Genomic DNA, 14,187 nt, shown 5'->3' on the forward strand with positions numbered 1-14,187 from the left:
AAAGCTTACCCGTCCGCTCGTTTTTCGTGTGGGACCAAGCTCTTATGCCATTCGCGGCAAGGCGCGGTCCAGCCCAATCCGGGCCAAAGTTAAGACCCGCGACGGCGGCTTATAGCATGGCTTGCCGGCCTTTAGCCTAAATCCACCGTCACATAATTGGCCGGATCGGCGAACAAGGCCCGCAGGACGGCATTGTTGGTGCTGTGGCCGGACTTGACCCCTTCGAACCGGGCGATCAGCGGACCGCCGGCCAGCGCCATGTCGCCGATGGCGTCCAGGATCTTGTGGCGGACGAATTCGTCGGGGAAGCGCATCAGGTCCTTGTTGAGGACCTCGTCGCCCTGGATCGCCAGCGTGTTCTCCAGAGATGCGCCGCGGCCCAGACCCATCTTGTTGAGATATTCGAGCTCATGCATGAACCCGAAGGTGCGGGCCGGAGCGATGTCGCGGGCGAAGGCGGCGCGCGACAACTCCGTGCGGAACACCTGCCGGCCGATCGCCTTGGTGTTGGAATAGTCGAGTTCGTAGGAATATTCCGGCGTCTCGGCCGGGCTCAGCCGGATATGCGCGTCCTTGATCGTGACCTCGACCGGCCGCGTCACCTTGATGGCGCGCCGGACACCCGGCTGCTCCTTCGTCCCGGCCGCATCCAGCAGATTCAGGTAGCTGAGCGCGTCGCCGTCGAGGATCGGCGGCTCGGCGCCGTCGAGCGTCACCAGCAGGTCGTCGATGCCGGCGCCCGCGACGGCCGCCATCAGATGCTCGATCACGCCGATCTTGACGTCGCCACGGGCGATCACCGTGCCCAGATTGGTCTCGGTCACGGCATCGTAGTGCGCGGGGATTTCGGCGCCGCCCTTGTCGCTGCGGCGAAACACGATGCCAAAGCCCGAAGCGGCCGGCGACAGGGTCATATGCATGAGACCGCCGGCATGAAGTGCCACGCCTTCAGTCCGGATTTCGCGCGCGAGCGTCCTACGGGTTGTCATGGGCGCAATATAGAGCCTTTCGGCGCGAATGAAATCCGCGGCGAGCCGGCAAAGCCATGCTGAACAAGAGCTTAAACGGAACGCCGTGCGATCGTCGCACGTTGTAATTCCATGGCGAGGCTGGATATATCGAAGGCTGGAGAGCTCCGCGCGATCGCGGAGCGGTTCCGCCGTCGCGCGGCGGAGATGACGCTGCTCAACTATATCGACCTGATGCAGCGCACAGCGGAGCAGCTGGAAGCCGAGGCGTCCGATTTGGAACGCTGCGAGCCCGTGCGGCCCGGGCGGCACCTGGATATCGTCGTATAGCTACCCAAGCCGGGTTGTATTCCGCGGACGGTTCAACTTATGGACAGCGGTCTGGGCTGATGGTAAATACTCTCTCAATGGGCAGTATTGTTGGGGGACATGGGGTATTCAGATCTCGAAAATGACGCAGGGAAATCAAGTAATCGTGCAGATACAGAAAAGCAGCACTATTTAAGCGAGGAATACTTACTGGATGACAGGCATATCCTGTCAGTTCATCGAATTTATTTCCTCCGGCCGTTTCTTATCTGCTCGGCTCTGGTAGCCGTTATCTGGTTCTGGCGCACGCGGCAGCTCGAACATACGATCTTCGCGTCTTATGAGTGGCGCGACTTCTGGAATGCGGCAGGTGCCATATTCTGGGAAGGGGGTGGGCTGTCCGTCATTGTGACGGCCTTGGCCTTCGGCGTCTTGTGGCGGTTCTGGCGTCAGTTCGGAATCTATCTTTGCGCTACGCGGCCTCATCCCAACAAAACGCCGCTGATAGGCAAGCGCGATCTGCGCGCCATTGCTGCAATTCACGAACCGCCGGGCGACATCTTCACGCTGGTCGGCGTTGCGTTCACTTTTGTCGGACTGGCCCTCGGGTTGGTCACGCTCTCGACCGATACAATCCGGCAAGCCGTGATCGGCGCCGACGACCCCAGCGAACTCGGCGTGATGATCGTGACGTCCGCGGTGGTCTTCGGTTCGAGCTTGGCAGTGGGCCTGATCGCCAGCCTCAACGGCATCATGCTGGCCGTCGCGGCTCGTCAACTTACCGCGAAATTCGGCATGCCGGTGAAATCGCCAGCCGATCTCTCGAGAGACTTCGAACATATGGCGAAGAACATCGCGACCATGCAAGTCCAGCTCGACGCCATCGCCGCGGAGGATGCCGAAGTCTCCGACATGATCGACCGGAAATTGGCTGCCATCATCCACAAGAACGGCGCCGAATTCGAACAGGCGATTCGCAATGAGCTCGACAGCGACGATCTTTCCGCCGGACCGGAATCGGCGGAAGCGCTGGAAGAGAAGATCAGAGCCTTGTCGAAAATCCGGACAAAGGTCTTGCGCACGATCAGGGCAGAATTCTGGAAGGGCCGCGAAAAGCCGACTCAGGAAAAAAAGTCCATGGTAAAAGCCAAGAGCGATGGAGCCGGCAAGCGCAACGCAGCCGACGAGCCGACCTCGTGATTCGCCAGCCCCTGAATATCTGGCGCATCTATATGGATTTGCTCGCGAACTTCATGGGGCTGGTTGCGCTCGGCGGCGCGGGACTGATCATGATTGGAGGCGCTGTGATCCATGCCTCGTTGGGGGTTGCCACGTTTCCCGCCCGATGCGGCAGGGATCCCGGCATGCTCGCGTTCGCGCGACCCACACCGGAAAGAACCAGCACCGTAAATGTTCCGAACTGTCAGATCGACGCGCAGTACCCGGACATTCAATATGCGACAGCACAGACGACGATCGGGACCGACAACAAGGGCCTCGTCGCGCTATGCACGGACCTGAAGGACCTGGTGCAGATCGCGCGCGCAAATCGATCTTCGGTCCTTTTGGAGGTCGTTGGCCACACCAGCGGCGAATATTCCAACTTCGAAAACTGCGCCATGACTGCGGCGCCGCGGGCCGGCCGCGCCCGCAGCAGAAAAAAAAGCCCTTTCACAGCAGCCGATCTGGAGGGTTACTACAAAGTGCAAAGCACACTCACTCCGCACGCGATATCGCAGATTGAGGTGAATGGCTTCGATCGCTATATCTGCAATGCCCTCATTGCCTATGAACGCGCGGACAATATCGTCAGGCAATGCTCGGCGACGGCTCCGTCCGACGAACAGGACATCCAGCGCTTCGTGACGATGGCCGCCGAGCCGCACGGCGCGCGATCCGGAAACGCCGAATTTTGTTCGCAAGCATCGCGAGCCGCAAAGGAGCATTGCCGGCGTACCGTCACCTTACGCCTGCGCCTGTTGCCGCCAACGAAGCCCACGCCAAAAGCGCAGCCTTCGTCCGCCACCTGACGAAGCCGCGCCGGAATCCTGGCCGGCGCGGCCCGGAGCCTTCAGTTCGACTGCCGCCGCAGGAAGGCGGGGATTTCGAACTGCTCGTCGCGCTTGTGGTCCGGGAACAGGTCGTCGGCGAGCGACGGAGCGGCCTTCGGAGCGTCCTGCTGCGGCTGGCGGGCCACGATGGGCTGCGCCGTCGCGCGCGGCGCCGGGCGCTGCTGCAGCGGCTCGATGCGCGGCTCGTCCTTTTTCTTGCGGCCGAAAAGTCCGAACAGCTTCTTTTCCGGTTCCGGCGCGATCGGCTGCGGACGCATCGGCTCGATGCGCGGGATCGGCGCGCTGCGGACGGCCGCGACGGCCGGCATCGGCGGGATGTCGTCCTCGATCGCCGGCGCTTCCTCGCCGCCGAGGATCATCTCTTCGGCGGGCGACACCGGGCGGACCGGCAGCTGGGCGCCGAGCTCGTCGGCCAGCGCCTCGTGCTGGCGATGAACGGCATTGGTCACGCCCATCGCGACGGCCGGACGCGGCTCGATCCTGGGCTCCGGCTTGGCGGGTTCAGGCTTCAGGGCGACCGGCTTGATGTGCGGACGCAGCGGCTGGACCTTTTCCGGCATGCGCAGCTGTTCCGCATCGATTCCCGTGGCGACCACGGAGACGCGGATGCGGCCTTCCATGTCGTCGAGGATCGTGTTGCCGAAGATGATGTTGGCGTCGGGATCGACCTCGGCGCGGATGCGGTTCGCGGCCTGCTCGACCTCGAACAGCATGAGGTCCGGACCGCCGGTGATATTGATGAGCACGCCGCGGGCGCCCTTCATCGACACATCGTCCAGCAACGGGTTGGAGATCGCCATGTCGGCGGCCTTGGAGGCACGATCCTCGCCCTCGGCCTCGCCGGTGCCCATCATCGCCTTGCCCATCTCGGAGATGACCGACTTGATGTCGGCGAAGTCGAGATTGATCAGGCCGGGCATCACGATCAGGTCGGTGACGCCGCGCACGCCGGCATGCAGCACCTCGTCGGCCATGGCGAAGGCCTGGGCGAAGGTGGTGCGGTCGTTGGCGACCCGGAACAGGTTCTGGTTCGGGATGACGATCAGGGTGTGGACGTATTGCTGCAGCTCGGTGATGCCGCGCTCGGCCGCGCGCATGCGCTTGTCGCCCTCGAAGGCGAAGGGCTTGGTCACGACGCCGACGCAGAGGATGCCCATCTCGCGCACCGCGCGGGCGATGACCGGCGCCGCGCCGGTGCCGGTGCCGCCGCCCATGCCGGCGGTGATGAACACCATGTGGGAGCCGGCGAGCTGCTCCATGATCTCGTCCATCGACTCTTCCGCGCCGGCCCGGCCGACATCGGGCGAGGCGCCGGCGCCGAGACCTTCGGTGGTCTTGTGGCCGAGCTGGATGCGCCGTTCGGCCCGGGACTGGGCCAGGGCCTGCGCGTCGGTGTTGGCGACGAGGAATTCGACGCCTTCGAGTTTGGACGCGATCATGTTGTTGACCGCATTGCCGCCGGCGCCGCCGACGCCGAGCACGGTGATTCGCGGACGCAATTCCGTAAGTTCGGGCGCCTTAAGGTTGATCGCCATATCGCTCTCCTTGGCTGTTTTTCGTCATGACCACGTCACACCCAGTCGCCCAACTGATTCGCATTGTTATTGTTGAATCATCCGAACAGCCCACCGGTCAACCGGCCAAGCCATCCGGACGCCTTTGTTTCCGGCGTTTCATGCGCACGTTCTGGGTTCAGGACCTCGGGCGGCAACGTCGCGCCCGCCATGAGAAGACCGACCGCCGTCGCGTAGTCGGGACCGAGCGACGCGGCGGGAAGGCCGGGGAAGCTTTGCGGGCGGCCGATGCGCACCTGCTTGTTGAGGATGCGGCCCGCGAGCTCGCGCGTGCCGGCGAGCTGGCAGGCGCCGCCCGTCAGCACGGCGCGACGGCCGGCGGCCACGTCGAAGCCGCTGGCGCGCAGGCGCGATTGCACCTGGCCGAAAATCTCCTCCAGGCGGGCCTGGATGATGCGGGTGAGCATCGAACGCGGCACGCGCATCGCGCTGTCCTCGCCCTCCTCGCCCATCTGGGCCAGCGGAATGACGTCGGCGCCGGCCTCCATGTCGCCCAGGGCCGCACCGTACAGCGTCTTGGCGCGCTCCGCCGCGGAGATCGGTGCGGCGAGCATGCGGGCGAGGTCGGCCGTGACCTGCTGGCCGCCCATCGGCACGACGTCGGCATGGACGAGATGGCCTTCGAGGAAGACCGCGATGGAGGTGACGCCGCCGCCCATGTCGATGACGGTGGCGCCGAGCTGCTTCTCGTCGTCCGTCAGAGTCGCGAGGCCGCTGGCATAGGGCGCGAACTGAGTCCCGACGACGCCCAGATGGCAGCGCTCGACCGCCAGCTTGAGGTTGTTGAGCGGCGACGGCTTGACCGCGACCGCGTGCATGGCGACGCCGATGCGCTGGCAGAACATCCCAAGCGGATTGCGCACGCCGCGCGCCTCATCGACCACATAGGTGGTCGGGGCGCTCTGGATCAGCTCATGGTCCTCGAGCAGGCAGCGCGAGCGGCCGTCGGCCAGGAGGCGGCGCAGATGGGCGTCGCTCACCAATTCGCCGTCGAGCGCCATGGCGGCGCGGCTGGTCACGCTGACCGGCTGGCCGCAATTGACCGAGATGATGACGTTCTGGATGCGCAGGTCGGCATGGTTCTCGGCCGCAGCAACCGCATCGCGGATCGATTCCTCGGCATGCTCCATGCCGATCACGGTGCCGGCGCGGATGCCCTGGCTCTCGCGCAACGCGGCGCCGACCACGCGCAAGCTCCCCGGCTCGGCGCGGCCGATCAGGCAGACGGTCTTGGACGAGCCGACATCGAGGACGGCGACCAGGCCGGCGCGATAGGCCGGCATCTCTCCTCCCGTGCGCAATTTGATCGTCTCTCCCATCAGGCGGCATTCCCCTTCGGCTCGGTCTTCTTCTCGCCGCTCTTGAGCGTGAGGAAATATTGCTGCGGCGCGCGCATATCGACGACGGTCACATCCCGTTCGAGAACGCCCTTGTCGATGATGAGATGCTCGAGCGCGTCGAGTTCTTTGCTCCAGCCGGTCTCGGGGAGCTGCACGACGACGCCGTCGTCGAGGATCAGGTCCCAGCGGCGCTCTTCCATCCGCCGATAGGCGCGGATGCGGGCGGTAACCGCGCGATGCGTCGCCACCGCATCGACGATATCGGCGGCATTGGAGCCGCCGGCGCCGGCGAGGATCGGCAGGCGGCGGAATTCGTCGACGCCGTCGGTGGTGATCAGGCCGCCATCACGCTCGACGACCCAGACCTTCCGGTCCGGCGCCTGCCATACGGCAAAGGGCAGCTTCTCCACGATGCGGACCGAGATGTCGTCGGGATAGCGCCGGCGAACATCGGCATCGGCGACCCAGGGCAGCTTCTTGAGCCTCAGCCGCGCGGTCTGGACGTCGGCGCCGAAGATCGACTGGCCGGGCTCGAAGCCGAGCGCGGCGATGATCGACTCCGCGGGGGTGCGCTGGTTGCCGGCGAGATGCACCTTGGAAATGCCGAAGCCCGCATCGTCGAGCGTCGTCGCGGTCGCGGTATCGACGGCAGCGAAGGCACGGTGGACATAGCCGCCGGCGAAGAGCGCGACGACGAAGGCGGCGAGCAGCAGAACGCCCGACAACACCAGCATGGGGCGGCGGAACAGGAGCCAGCCGGTCAGAGCGCGCCAGGCACGCGAGAGCCGCTCTGGCCGGCTGCGGCGGCCGAACGGCTTTGCCTGTGCAGGGGTCTTGCGCGACGCACGCGCGGAGCCGCGCCCGCTCTTGCTGCGGGGTTGGGCGGTCTTGCGGTCGATCTTCACCGATCGCACGAGGCATCCTCCACGATCCAGCGACAGAGCTTGGAATAGGACATGCCGTTGACGGCGGCCTGTTCCGGCACCAGCGAGGTCGGCGTCATGCCCGGCTGGGTGTTGGTTTCGAGCAGCACCAGGCGATGCTTGTCCGTCACCGTGTTGTCGTAGCGCAGGTCGGTGCGCGACACGCCGCGGCAGCCCAACGCCGCATGGGCACGCTCGGCCAGCGCCAAAGCTTCCTTTGCCACGGCGGCCGGAATCTTCGCGGGAAGGACGTGGATCGAGCCGCCCTCCGCGTATTTCGCCTCGTAGTCGTAGAATTCGAGATTGGTGGTGATCTCTGTCACGCCAAGTCCCTTGCCGCCCATCACCGCGACCGTGAGTTCGCGGCCGGGGACAAACTCCTCGACCATCATCTCGCTGGAGATCGTCCAGTCTTCGGCGCCCAGCGCTTCGGGCGGGCGGTTCGCGCCCTTGCGGATGATGAAGACGCCGACCGACGAGCCTTCGTTGACCGGCTTGACCACATAGGGCGGCTCCATCAGGTGCTGCGCCGCGGCCTCGCGGCGGTCGACCACGATGGAGTTCACCACCGGCAGGCCGGCCGCGCGATAGACGTCCTTGGTACGCTGCTTGTGCATCGCCAGCGCCGAGGCCAGCACGCCCGAATGGGTGTAGGGGATGCGCAGAAGCTCGAGCAGGCCCTGGACGCAGCCATCCTCGCCCCAGCGCCCGTGCAGCGCGTTGAAGACGACGTCGGGCTGCGCATCGAGAAGCTGCTGTGCGAGATTGTCGGCGGGATCGATCTCGAGCACCTCGAAGCCTTCTTCGCGCAACGCCTTCACGATGCCGGCGCCGGACGACAGGCTGACTTCGCGTTCCGCGGAACGCCCGCCGAGCAGGACTGCCACGCGCTTGTATGAAGTCATGCCACGCCCACCCGCTTGATCTCCCACTCCAGCACGACACCGGACTTCGCCTTGACCCGGGCACGGACCTCTTCGCCCAAGGCCTCGATATCGGCGGCGGTCGCATCGCCCAGATTGATGAGGAAATTGCAATGCATCTCGCTGACCTGCGCCGCGCCGCGCCGCAGGCCGCGGCCACCGGCTTCGTCGATCAGCTGCCAGGCCTTGCGGCCGGGCGGATTCTTGAAGGTCGAGCCGCCGGTGCGGGTCTTCACCGGCTGGCTGGCCTCGCGGTCGGCGACCAGCTTGTCCATGCGGGCACGCACCGCGGCGGGATCGTCCCGGGTGCCCTCGAACACGGCGCTGACGAAGATGACATCGTCCGGCACGGCGCTGTGGCGATAGGTGAAACCCATATCGGCAGGCTTGAGCGTGACGACACTACCCCGGCCGTTGATGGCGGTGGCCTCGACAAGCACGTCCTTGATCTCGCGGCCGTAGCATCCGGCGTTCATGCGCAGCGCGCCGCCCACCGTGCCGGGAATGCCGCGCAGGAATTCGAGACCGGCGATCCCCGCATCCGCCGCAAGCTTCGCCACGTTGCCGTCGAGCGCGGCGGCGCCGGCCGTGACACGGGTGCCGTCGATGCTCGTCTTGCCCATCGCGCCCGGTAGGCGCACCACCACGCCGGGAATGCCGCCGTCGCGGATCAGGAGATTCGAGCCGACACCGATCACGCCGACGCGCAGATCCGCCGGCTTCGCCGCCAAGAAGGTCGCGAGGTCTTGCGCATCGGCAGGGCGGAAGAGAATCTCCGCCGGACCGCCGGCACGGAACCAGACGAGGTCCTTGAGCGGCGCGTCGGCGGTGTAGGTGCCGCGCACGGGCGGGAGGGCATCGCAGGGGCGGGTCATCATCATGCCCCCGCTGCCGCAAGCGAATAGCGAATGGCGAGTAGCGAGCGGGGGGAAACGTGGCTTTCCCTATTCGCTACTCGCCATTCGCTATTCGCCATGCACACGGAACACCTCATGGCGTGCCCCTCGCCTTCATCACCAGCTCCAACCCATGTGCCCATTGCGTGATCGAGCCGGCGCCGAGGAAGACGATGGCGCCGCCGTCCAGGTTGTTCTCCAGCGTCGCGAGCAGCGCCGGCAGATCGGCCTCACCCTCGATCACCCGGACGTCGCGGTGGCCATGGGCCCGCAGCGCCTCGGCATAGCTGTCGCGGCTGATGCCCTCGATGGGTTTCTCGCCGGCCGCATAGACGGGCGCGATGATCGCCACATCGGCATCGTTCAGGCATTTGGCGAACTGCTCGAAGGTGTCGTGCAGGCGGGTGTAGCGGTGCGGCTGGACGATCGCGACCACCGGACCGCTATAGGCTTGGCGGGCGGCCTTGAGCGCCGCCGCGATCTTGAACGGATTGTGCGCGTAGTCGTCGATGATCGCCGCGCCGTTCCACTCGCCGACCTTGCTGAAGCGGCGGCCGACGCCGCCGAATTTGGCGAGCGCAGCACGGATGATCTCCTCGCCGATGCCGAGCTCGCGCGCCACGGTGATCGCGGCCAGCGCGTTCTGGACATTGTGCTCGCCCGGCATCGGAAGGCTGAGGTCATCCATCCGGCTCTGCGTGCCTGCGCGGCGATCGGTGATCACCACGTCGAAATGCGAGGCGCCCTCGGAGAACCGCACGTTCGTGGCGCGGATGTCGGCCTGCGGCGACAGGCCATAGGTGATGATCCGCCGGTCCTCGATGCGGCCGACCATGGCCTGCACCTCGGGATGATCGAGGCAGAGGACGGCGAAACCGTAGAACGGCACGTTCTCGACGAAGCGCTGGAACGCGTCGCGCATGCGGTCGAAGGTGCCGTAGAAATCCAGATGGTCGGGATCCGCGTTGGTGACGACCGCAACCGTCGCCGGCAGCTTGAGGAAGGTGCCGTCGCTCTCGTCGGCCTCGACCACGACCCACTCACCGGCTCCGAGCCGCGCATTGGTGCCGTAGGCGTTGATGATGCCGCCATTGACGACGGTGGGGTCGAGGCCGCCGGCGTCGAGCAGGGCCGCGATCAGCGTCGTGGTCGTCGTCTTGCCGTTCGTGCCGGCGACGGCGACGCAGGAGCGCAGGCGCATGATCTCGGCCAGCATCTCGGCGCGGCGCACCAGCGGCAGGCTGAGCGCCCGGGCGGCATCGAACTCGGGATTCCCGGGCTTCACGGCGGAGGAATAGACCACGGCGTGGGCGTCACGCAGATTTTCCGGGCTGTGGCCGATCATGATCGGAATGCCCATCTTGCGCAGCCGCTTGACGTTGGCGCTGTCGGCGACGTCGCTGCCCTGAATCTTGTAGCCCAGATTGTGCATGATCTCGGCGATGCCGCTCATGCCGATGCCGCCGATGCCGATGAAATGGATGGTGCCGACATCGAGCGGAACGCGGGTCTTGGCGGGGGCGGTCATGCGGCCCTCGCGATCTGCTCGACGGCATCGGCGAAGCGCTGCGTGCCGTCGATCTTGCCGATGCTGCGCGCGGCGGCGGCACGCCGGGCGAGATCGTCGGGCGCGGCAAATGCCGCGGTCAGCATATCCGCGAGTTTTTGCGCGGTGAGCTCCGACTGGCGGACGCGCCAGCCGCCGCCGGCCTTCTCCAGCGCGTCGGCATTGGGCGTCTGGTTGTCGTCGAGGGCGTGCGGCAGCGGCACGAGGATCGCGGGACGGCCGATCGCGGCGAGCTCGCTCACCGTGCCGGCGCCGGAGCGGGCGATGACGAGATGGGCGGCGGCGATCCGGGCCGGCATATCGCCGAAGAACGGCGCGAGCTCGGCTTTCACGCCGGCGCGGGCATAGGCGGCCTTGACCGCTTCGAGGTCCTCCGGCCGGCATTGCTGCACGATATCGAGACGGGCGCGTATCGCCTCCGGCAGCAGCGCGATAGCGGCGGGAACAAGCTCGCTGAAGACGCGCGCGCCCTGGCTGCCGCCGAAGACGAGCAGCTTCAGCGGGCCGCTCGGCGTCGGCTTGTCGTAAGGCGCGCCGGCCAGCGCGACGACTTCGGGACGCAGCGTGTTGCCGGTGTAGACGACCTTTTTCATGTCCTTGGGCAGGAAGCGGACCAGCGGCAGGTTTGCGGCGATCAGGCGGACGTGATTCATCACCAGCCGGTTGGCGCGGCCGAGCAGCGCATCCGGCGCCAGGATCGCGGTCGGAATGCGGCACGCGATGGCGGCGATCATGACGGGAACGCTTGGATAGCCGCCGAATCCGACCACCGCGACAGGCTTCAGGCGGCGGAGCTTGATCCACGACAGGGCGATGCCGCCGACGATCTCGAACGGCGCACTCAGCAGGCCGAGGATGGAGCGGTCGGAGAAGGCGGCGGACGGCACGGTCTCGATCCGCGCATCGGGAAAGGCGGTGGCGTAGTTCTTGAAACGCGCATCGGTGAAGACGACGACCGTCGCGCCGCGCCGTTGCAGCTCGCCTGCCAGCGCCTGCGCCGGGAAGAGATGGCCGCCGGTGCCGCCGGCCGAGAGCACGATGACGCTCATGCGCGCGCTCCCAGAAGCTCGTAGAGGGAGTGCTCGCGGGTCGGGAGCTGCGGACGCTGGCGGGTGACCGCGAGCGCGAAGCCCATGGTGAGCGCCACCGCGAAGAGCGACGAGCCGCCATAGGAGATGAACGGCAGCGTCATGCCCTTGGCGGGCAGCATATGCACCGCCACGCCCATGTTGATGAAGGCCTGCAGCGCGGTGACGGTGGCGAGGCCGGCGCCGGCGAGCTGGGAGAAGCGGTCGCGCTGTTCGGCCGAACGCAGCAGCAGCCGCACCGCAAGGGCACAGAACAGCAGCGCGATGACTCCGCACAGGATGAGACCGAACTCCTCGCCCGCCACGGCGAAGACGAAGTCGGAATGCGCCTCGGGGATGTGGTACTTGACCGTGCCGGCACCCGGTCCGACGCCGGTGAGACCGCCATGCGCAAAGGCCCGCAGCGCAAGCTTGGTCTGGTAGCCGCCCTCGCCGTCGGGGTCCAGGAACTGGTCGATGCGGTGATGGACATGCGGGAACAGCGCATAGGCGAGCGTGCCCAGCACGACGGTGCTGCCGGCCAGGATGCTCATCCATTTGAGCGGCACACCGGAGAAGAAGAGCAGCGCGGCCCAGAGCGCGAGCAGCAGCGTGGTCTGGCCGACATCGGGCTGTTTCAGCAGGACGGCGATGGCGGGCAGGATGAGGAGCAGCGCGATCAACGGTTTGGGCAGCGGCATCGGATTGCGGTCGGCGATGATCGCCGCGGCAAGCACCGCAAAGCCCGGCTTGAGGAATTCGGAAGGCTGGAGCGAGAAGGGACCGAGTTCGACGGCGCGGTGGGCGCCGAAGGCTTCGTTGCCGACCACCAGTACCAGCCCGGAGCCGATCAGCGCCACGGCGAAAATGATCGCAGCGGCGACCTTGAGTTGTTGCAGCGAGAGCAGCGAGGCGCCGCCGACGATGCCGGCCGCAATGACCGCGAAGACGATCTGCTTCACGGCATAGCGGAAATCGCCGGCCGTCAGCGAGCCGCCGGTCGCGGCGGGACTGGCGGCGAAGGCGAGCATCAGGCCGATGGCGATGAGCATGAGCATGAGCACCAGCGCGGGGCGGTCGACGGTCCACCACCAGGCGGCATAGGAGCTGCGGTCGGCGCGGCTGTTCATGACGCCTCCCGTACGGGATCGGCGCGCAGATCGGCGACGAGGTCGCGGAAGACGTCGCCGCGATGCTCGAAATCCTTGAACTGGTCGAAGGAGGCGCAGGCGGGCGAAAGCAGCACCACGGGCGACGACAGCCCCGACTGCGCCGCATCGGCGGCGGCGGCGCGGACGGCCGAGCCGAGCGTGCCGGATATCTCGTACGCGACTTGGCCGCGGAGCGTCGCGGCGAAGCTACGCGCGGCGTCGCCGATCAGATAGGCCTTGCGGATGCGCGGGAAAAAAGGCGCGAGGCTCTCGATGCCGCCCGCCTTGGCCTTGCCGCCGGCGATCCAGAAAATGTCGGGATAGCAGGCAAGGGCCCGTGCCGCCGCATCGGCATTGGTGGCCTTGGAGTCGTTGATAAAACGGACCTCGCCGATCCGTCCAACCTCCTCGATGCGATGGGCCAGGCCCGGGAAATCGGCGATGGCTGTCGCGATCGTCCTGGCATCGCGGGCGAAGGATTTGGTCGCGGCATAGGCGAGCGCGGCGTTCTGCTGGTTGTGGGCACCGGGAAGATGTGCGGCGCCGGCGAGATCCATCACCTTCGCGGCGCGCTGGCCCTGCGCATCGTAGAGCGCGCCGTCGACCGCGAAGACGCCGCGGCCCAGCACCTTGCCGACCGAGACAGGAACGGCCGCCGCGCCGCCGCCGGCGGCAAGGCGGGTGAAGATCGCGGCGGAGGGCGCGTCGTCGACGCCGACCACGACCAGCCCGCTCTTCGAGGTCTGGCTCAGGAGTCGCGCCTTCACGGCCGCGTAATTCTCCAGCGTGCCGTGGCGGTCGATATGGTCGGGCGTGATGTTCGACAGCACCGCGACGTCGGGCACAAGGCCCGGCGCGAGGTCGATCTGGTAGGACGAAAGCTCCAGGACATAGACCGTCTGCGGACCAGGCGGTTCGAGATCGAGCACGGCCTTGCCGATATTGCCGCCAACCTGCACGTCGTAGCCGTTGGCCGCGAGGATATGGCCGATCAGCGCGGTCGTGGTCGACTTGCCGTTGGTGCCGGTGATGGCGATGACGGGAGAACGGCCCGGAACCGCGGGATCGGCGCCCATCTCGCGGGCGAACACTTCCATGTCGCCGATGACTTCGACCTGTGCGGCCTTGGCGCGCTCGACGATGGCGTGCGGCCTGGGATGGGTCAGCGGCACGCCGGGCGAGAGCACCAGCGACCTGATCCGGTCCCACGGCCATTCCGAGAAGGGCAGGATGACGGCGCCGAGCGCCGCAGCCTCGCGGCGCGCCTCCTCCTTGTCGTCCCAGGCATGGATATTCGCGCCACCGGCCTTCAGCGCGGCGATGGACGCAAGGCCGCTCCGCGCCAGTCCGAAGACGCCGACGTCCCTGCCATGGAAGGAGCGCGCAACGATCATGGG

13 protein-coding genes are annotated in these 14,187 nt (G+C 66.6%); 3 read left to right on the forward strand and 10 right to left on the reverse strand.

The annotated features are described in order from the left end of the window. Nucleotides 1-131 precede the first annotated feature (131 nt). Nucleotides 132-989: a UDP-3-O-acyl-N-acetylglucosamine deacetylase gene (lpxC, locus tag WDM91_10080; protein ID MEI9994931.1), complete on the reverse strand. Its 858-nt coding sequence runs from the start codon at nucleotides 987-989 to the stop codon at nucleotides 132-134. Nucleotides 990-1,175: 186 nt separating this feature from the next. Between lpxC and WDM91_10085 the strand changes: the two genes are divergently transcribed. The 3 genes from WDM91_10085 to WDM91_10095 all read left to right on the forward strand — a co-directional run bounded on the left by WDM91_10085 (nucleotide 1,176) and on the right by WDM91_10095 (nucleotide 3,307). Next, a complete protein-coding gene (locus tag WDM91_10085) occupies nucleotides 1,176-1,298 on the forward strand; it encodes a hypothetical protein (GenBank protein MEI9994932.1) in 123 nt (40 codons plus the stop codon). Nucleotides 1,299-1,397: 99 nt separating this feature from the next. Further along, complete coding sequence (locus tag WDM91_10090) at nucleotides 1,398-2,477, forward strand: hypothetical protein (GenBank protein ID MEI9994933.1); 1,080 nt, start codon at nucleotides 1,398-1,400, stop codon at nucleotides 2,475-2,477. After that, entirely contained in the window at nucleotides 2,474-3,307 is an 834-nt protein-coding gene (locus tag WDM91_10095) for a hypothetical protein (protein ID MEI9994934.1), read from the forward strand. The genes WDM91_10090 and WDM91_10095 overlap by 4 nt, the downstream gene beginning before the upstream one ends. 41 nt (nucleotides 3,308-3,348) lie before the next feature. Here the strand turns inward: WDM91_10095 and ftsZ are convergent, their stop codons facing one another. From ftsZ to murD, 9 genes are all read right to left on the reverse strand, one after another. After that, the gene (gene ftsZ / locus WDM91_10100) at nucleotides 3,349-4,884 is read right to left on the reverse strand and encodes a cell division protein FtsZ (GenBank protein MEI9994935.1); all 1,536 of its coding nucleotides are present in this window, start codon (nucleotides 4,882-4,884) and stop codon (nucleotides 3,349-3,351) included. A gap of 77 nt (nucleotides 4,885-4,961) precedes the next feature. Then, a complete protein-coding gene (gene ftsA / locus WDM91_10105) occupies nucleotides 4,962-6,242 on the reverse strand; it encodes a cell division protein FtsA (GenBank protein ID MEI9994936.1) in 1,281 nt (426 codons plus the stop codon). Beyond that, entirely contained in the window at nucleotides 6,242-7,177 is a 936-nt protein-coding gene (locus tag WDM91_10110) for an FtsQ-type POTRA domain-containing protein (protein ID MEI9994937.1), read from the reverse strand. Before WDM91_10110 ends, ftsA begins: the two co-directional genes overlap by 1 nt. Next, on the reverse strand, nucleotides 7,165-8,091 hold the full coding sequence (locus WDM91_10115; protein ID MEI9994938.1) for a D-alanine--D-alanine ligase: 927 nt from the start codon (nucleotides 8,089-8,091) through the stop codon (nucleotides 7,165-7,167). Before WDM91_10115 ends, WDM91_10110 begins: the two co-directional genes overlap by 13 nt. Continuing rightward, complete coding sequence (murB, locus tag WDM91_10120; protein MEI9994939.1) at nucleotides 8,088-8,990, reverse strand: UDP-N-acetylmuramate dehydrogenase; 903 nt, start codon at nucleotides 8,988-8,990, stop codon at nucleotides 8,088-8,090. The genes WDM91_10115 and murB overlap by 4 nt, the downstream gene beginning before the upstream one ends. A 109-nt stretch (nucleotides 8,991-9,099) precedes the next feature. Then, entirely contained in the window at nucleotides 9,100-10,533 is a 1,434-nt protein-coding gene (gene murC, locus WDM91_10125; GenBank protein ID MEI9994940.1) for a UDP-N-acetylmuramate--L-alanine ligase, read from the reverse strand. Continuing rightward, nucleotides 10,530-11,621, reverse strand: a complete 1,092-nt coding sequence (gene murG, locus WDM91_10130) for an undecaprenyldiphospho-muramoylpentapeptide beta-N-acetylglucosaminyltransferase (GenBank protein ID MEI9994941.1) — start codon at nucleotides 11,619-11,621, stop codon at nucleotides 10,530-10,532. Before murG ends, murC begins: the two co-directional genes overlap by 4 nt. After that, nucleotides 11,618-12,769: a putative peptidoglycan glycosyltransferase FtsW gene (locus WDM91_10135; GenBank protein MEI9994942.1), complete on the reverse strand. Its 1,152-nt coding sequence runs from the start codon at nucleotides 12,767-12,769 to the stop codon at nucleotides 11,618-11,620. Before WDM91_10135 ends, murG begins: the two co-directional genes overlap by 4 nt. Further along, entirely contained in the window at nucleotides 12,766-14,184 is a 1,419-nt protein-coding gene (gene murD / locus WDM91_10140) for a UDP-N-acetylmuramoyl-L-alanine--D-glutamate ligase (protein MEI9994943.1), read from the reverse strand. Before murD ends, WDM91_10135 begins: the two co-directional genes overlap by 4 nt. Nucleotides 14,185-14,187: the final 3 nt, after the last annotated feature.

Source organism: Rhizomicrobium sp., from assembly GCA_037200385.1.
Classification (GTDB): Bacteria; Pseudomonadota; Alphaproteobacteria; order Micropepsales; family Micropepsaceae; genus Rhizomicrobium.

Excerpts from the sequence above, each read along its gene's own strand:
- lpxC (MEI9994931.1), bottom strand. The coding sequence starts at position 989 with ATGACAACCCGTAGGACGCTCGCGCGCGAAATCCGGACTGAAGGCGTG.
- WDM91_10085 (MEI9994932.1), top strand. The coding sequence starts at position 1,176 with ATGACGCTGCTCAACTATATCGACCTGATGCAGCGCACAGCGGAGCAG.
- WDM91_10090 (MEI9994933.1), top strand. The coding sequence starts at position 1,398 with ATGGGGTATTCAGATCTCGAAAATGACGCAGGGAAATCAAGTAATCGT.
- ftsZ (MEI9994935.1), bottom strand. The coding sequence starts at position 4,884 with ATGGCGATCAACCTTAAGGCGCCCGAACTTACGGAATTGCGTCCGCGA.
- ftsA (MEI9994936.1), bottom strand. The coding sequence starts at position 6,242 with ATGGGAGAGACGATCAAATTGCGCACGGGAGGAGAGATGCCGGCCTAT.
- WDM91_10115 (MEI9994938.1), bottom strand. The coding sequence starts at position 8,091 with ATGACTTCATACAAGCGCGTGGCAGTCCTGCTCGGCGGGCGTTCCGCG.
- murB (MEI9994939.1), bottom strand. The coding sequence starts at position 8,990 with ATGATGATGACCCGCCCCTGCGATGCCCTCCCGCCCGTGCGCGGCACC.
- murC (MEI9994940.1), bottom strand. The coding sequence starts at position 10,533 with ATGACCGCCCCCGCCAAGACCCGCGTTCCGCTCGATGTCGGCACCATC.
- murG (MEI9994941.1), bottom strand. The coding sequence starts at position 11,621 with ATGAGCGTCATCGTGCTCTCGGCCGGCGGCACCGGCGGCCATCTCTTC.
- WDM91_10135 (MEI9994942.1), bottom strand. The coding sequence starts at position 12,769 with ATGAACAGCCGCGCCGACCGCAGCTCCTATGCCGCCTGGTGGTGGACC.
- murD (MEI9994943.1), bottom strand. The coding sequence starts at position 14,184 with ATGATCGTTGCGCGCTCCTTCCATGGCAGGGACGTCGGCGTCTTCGGA.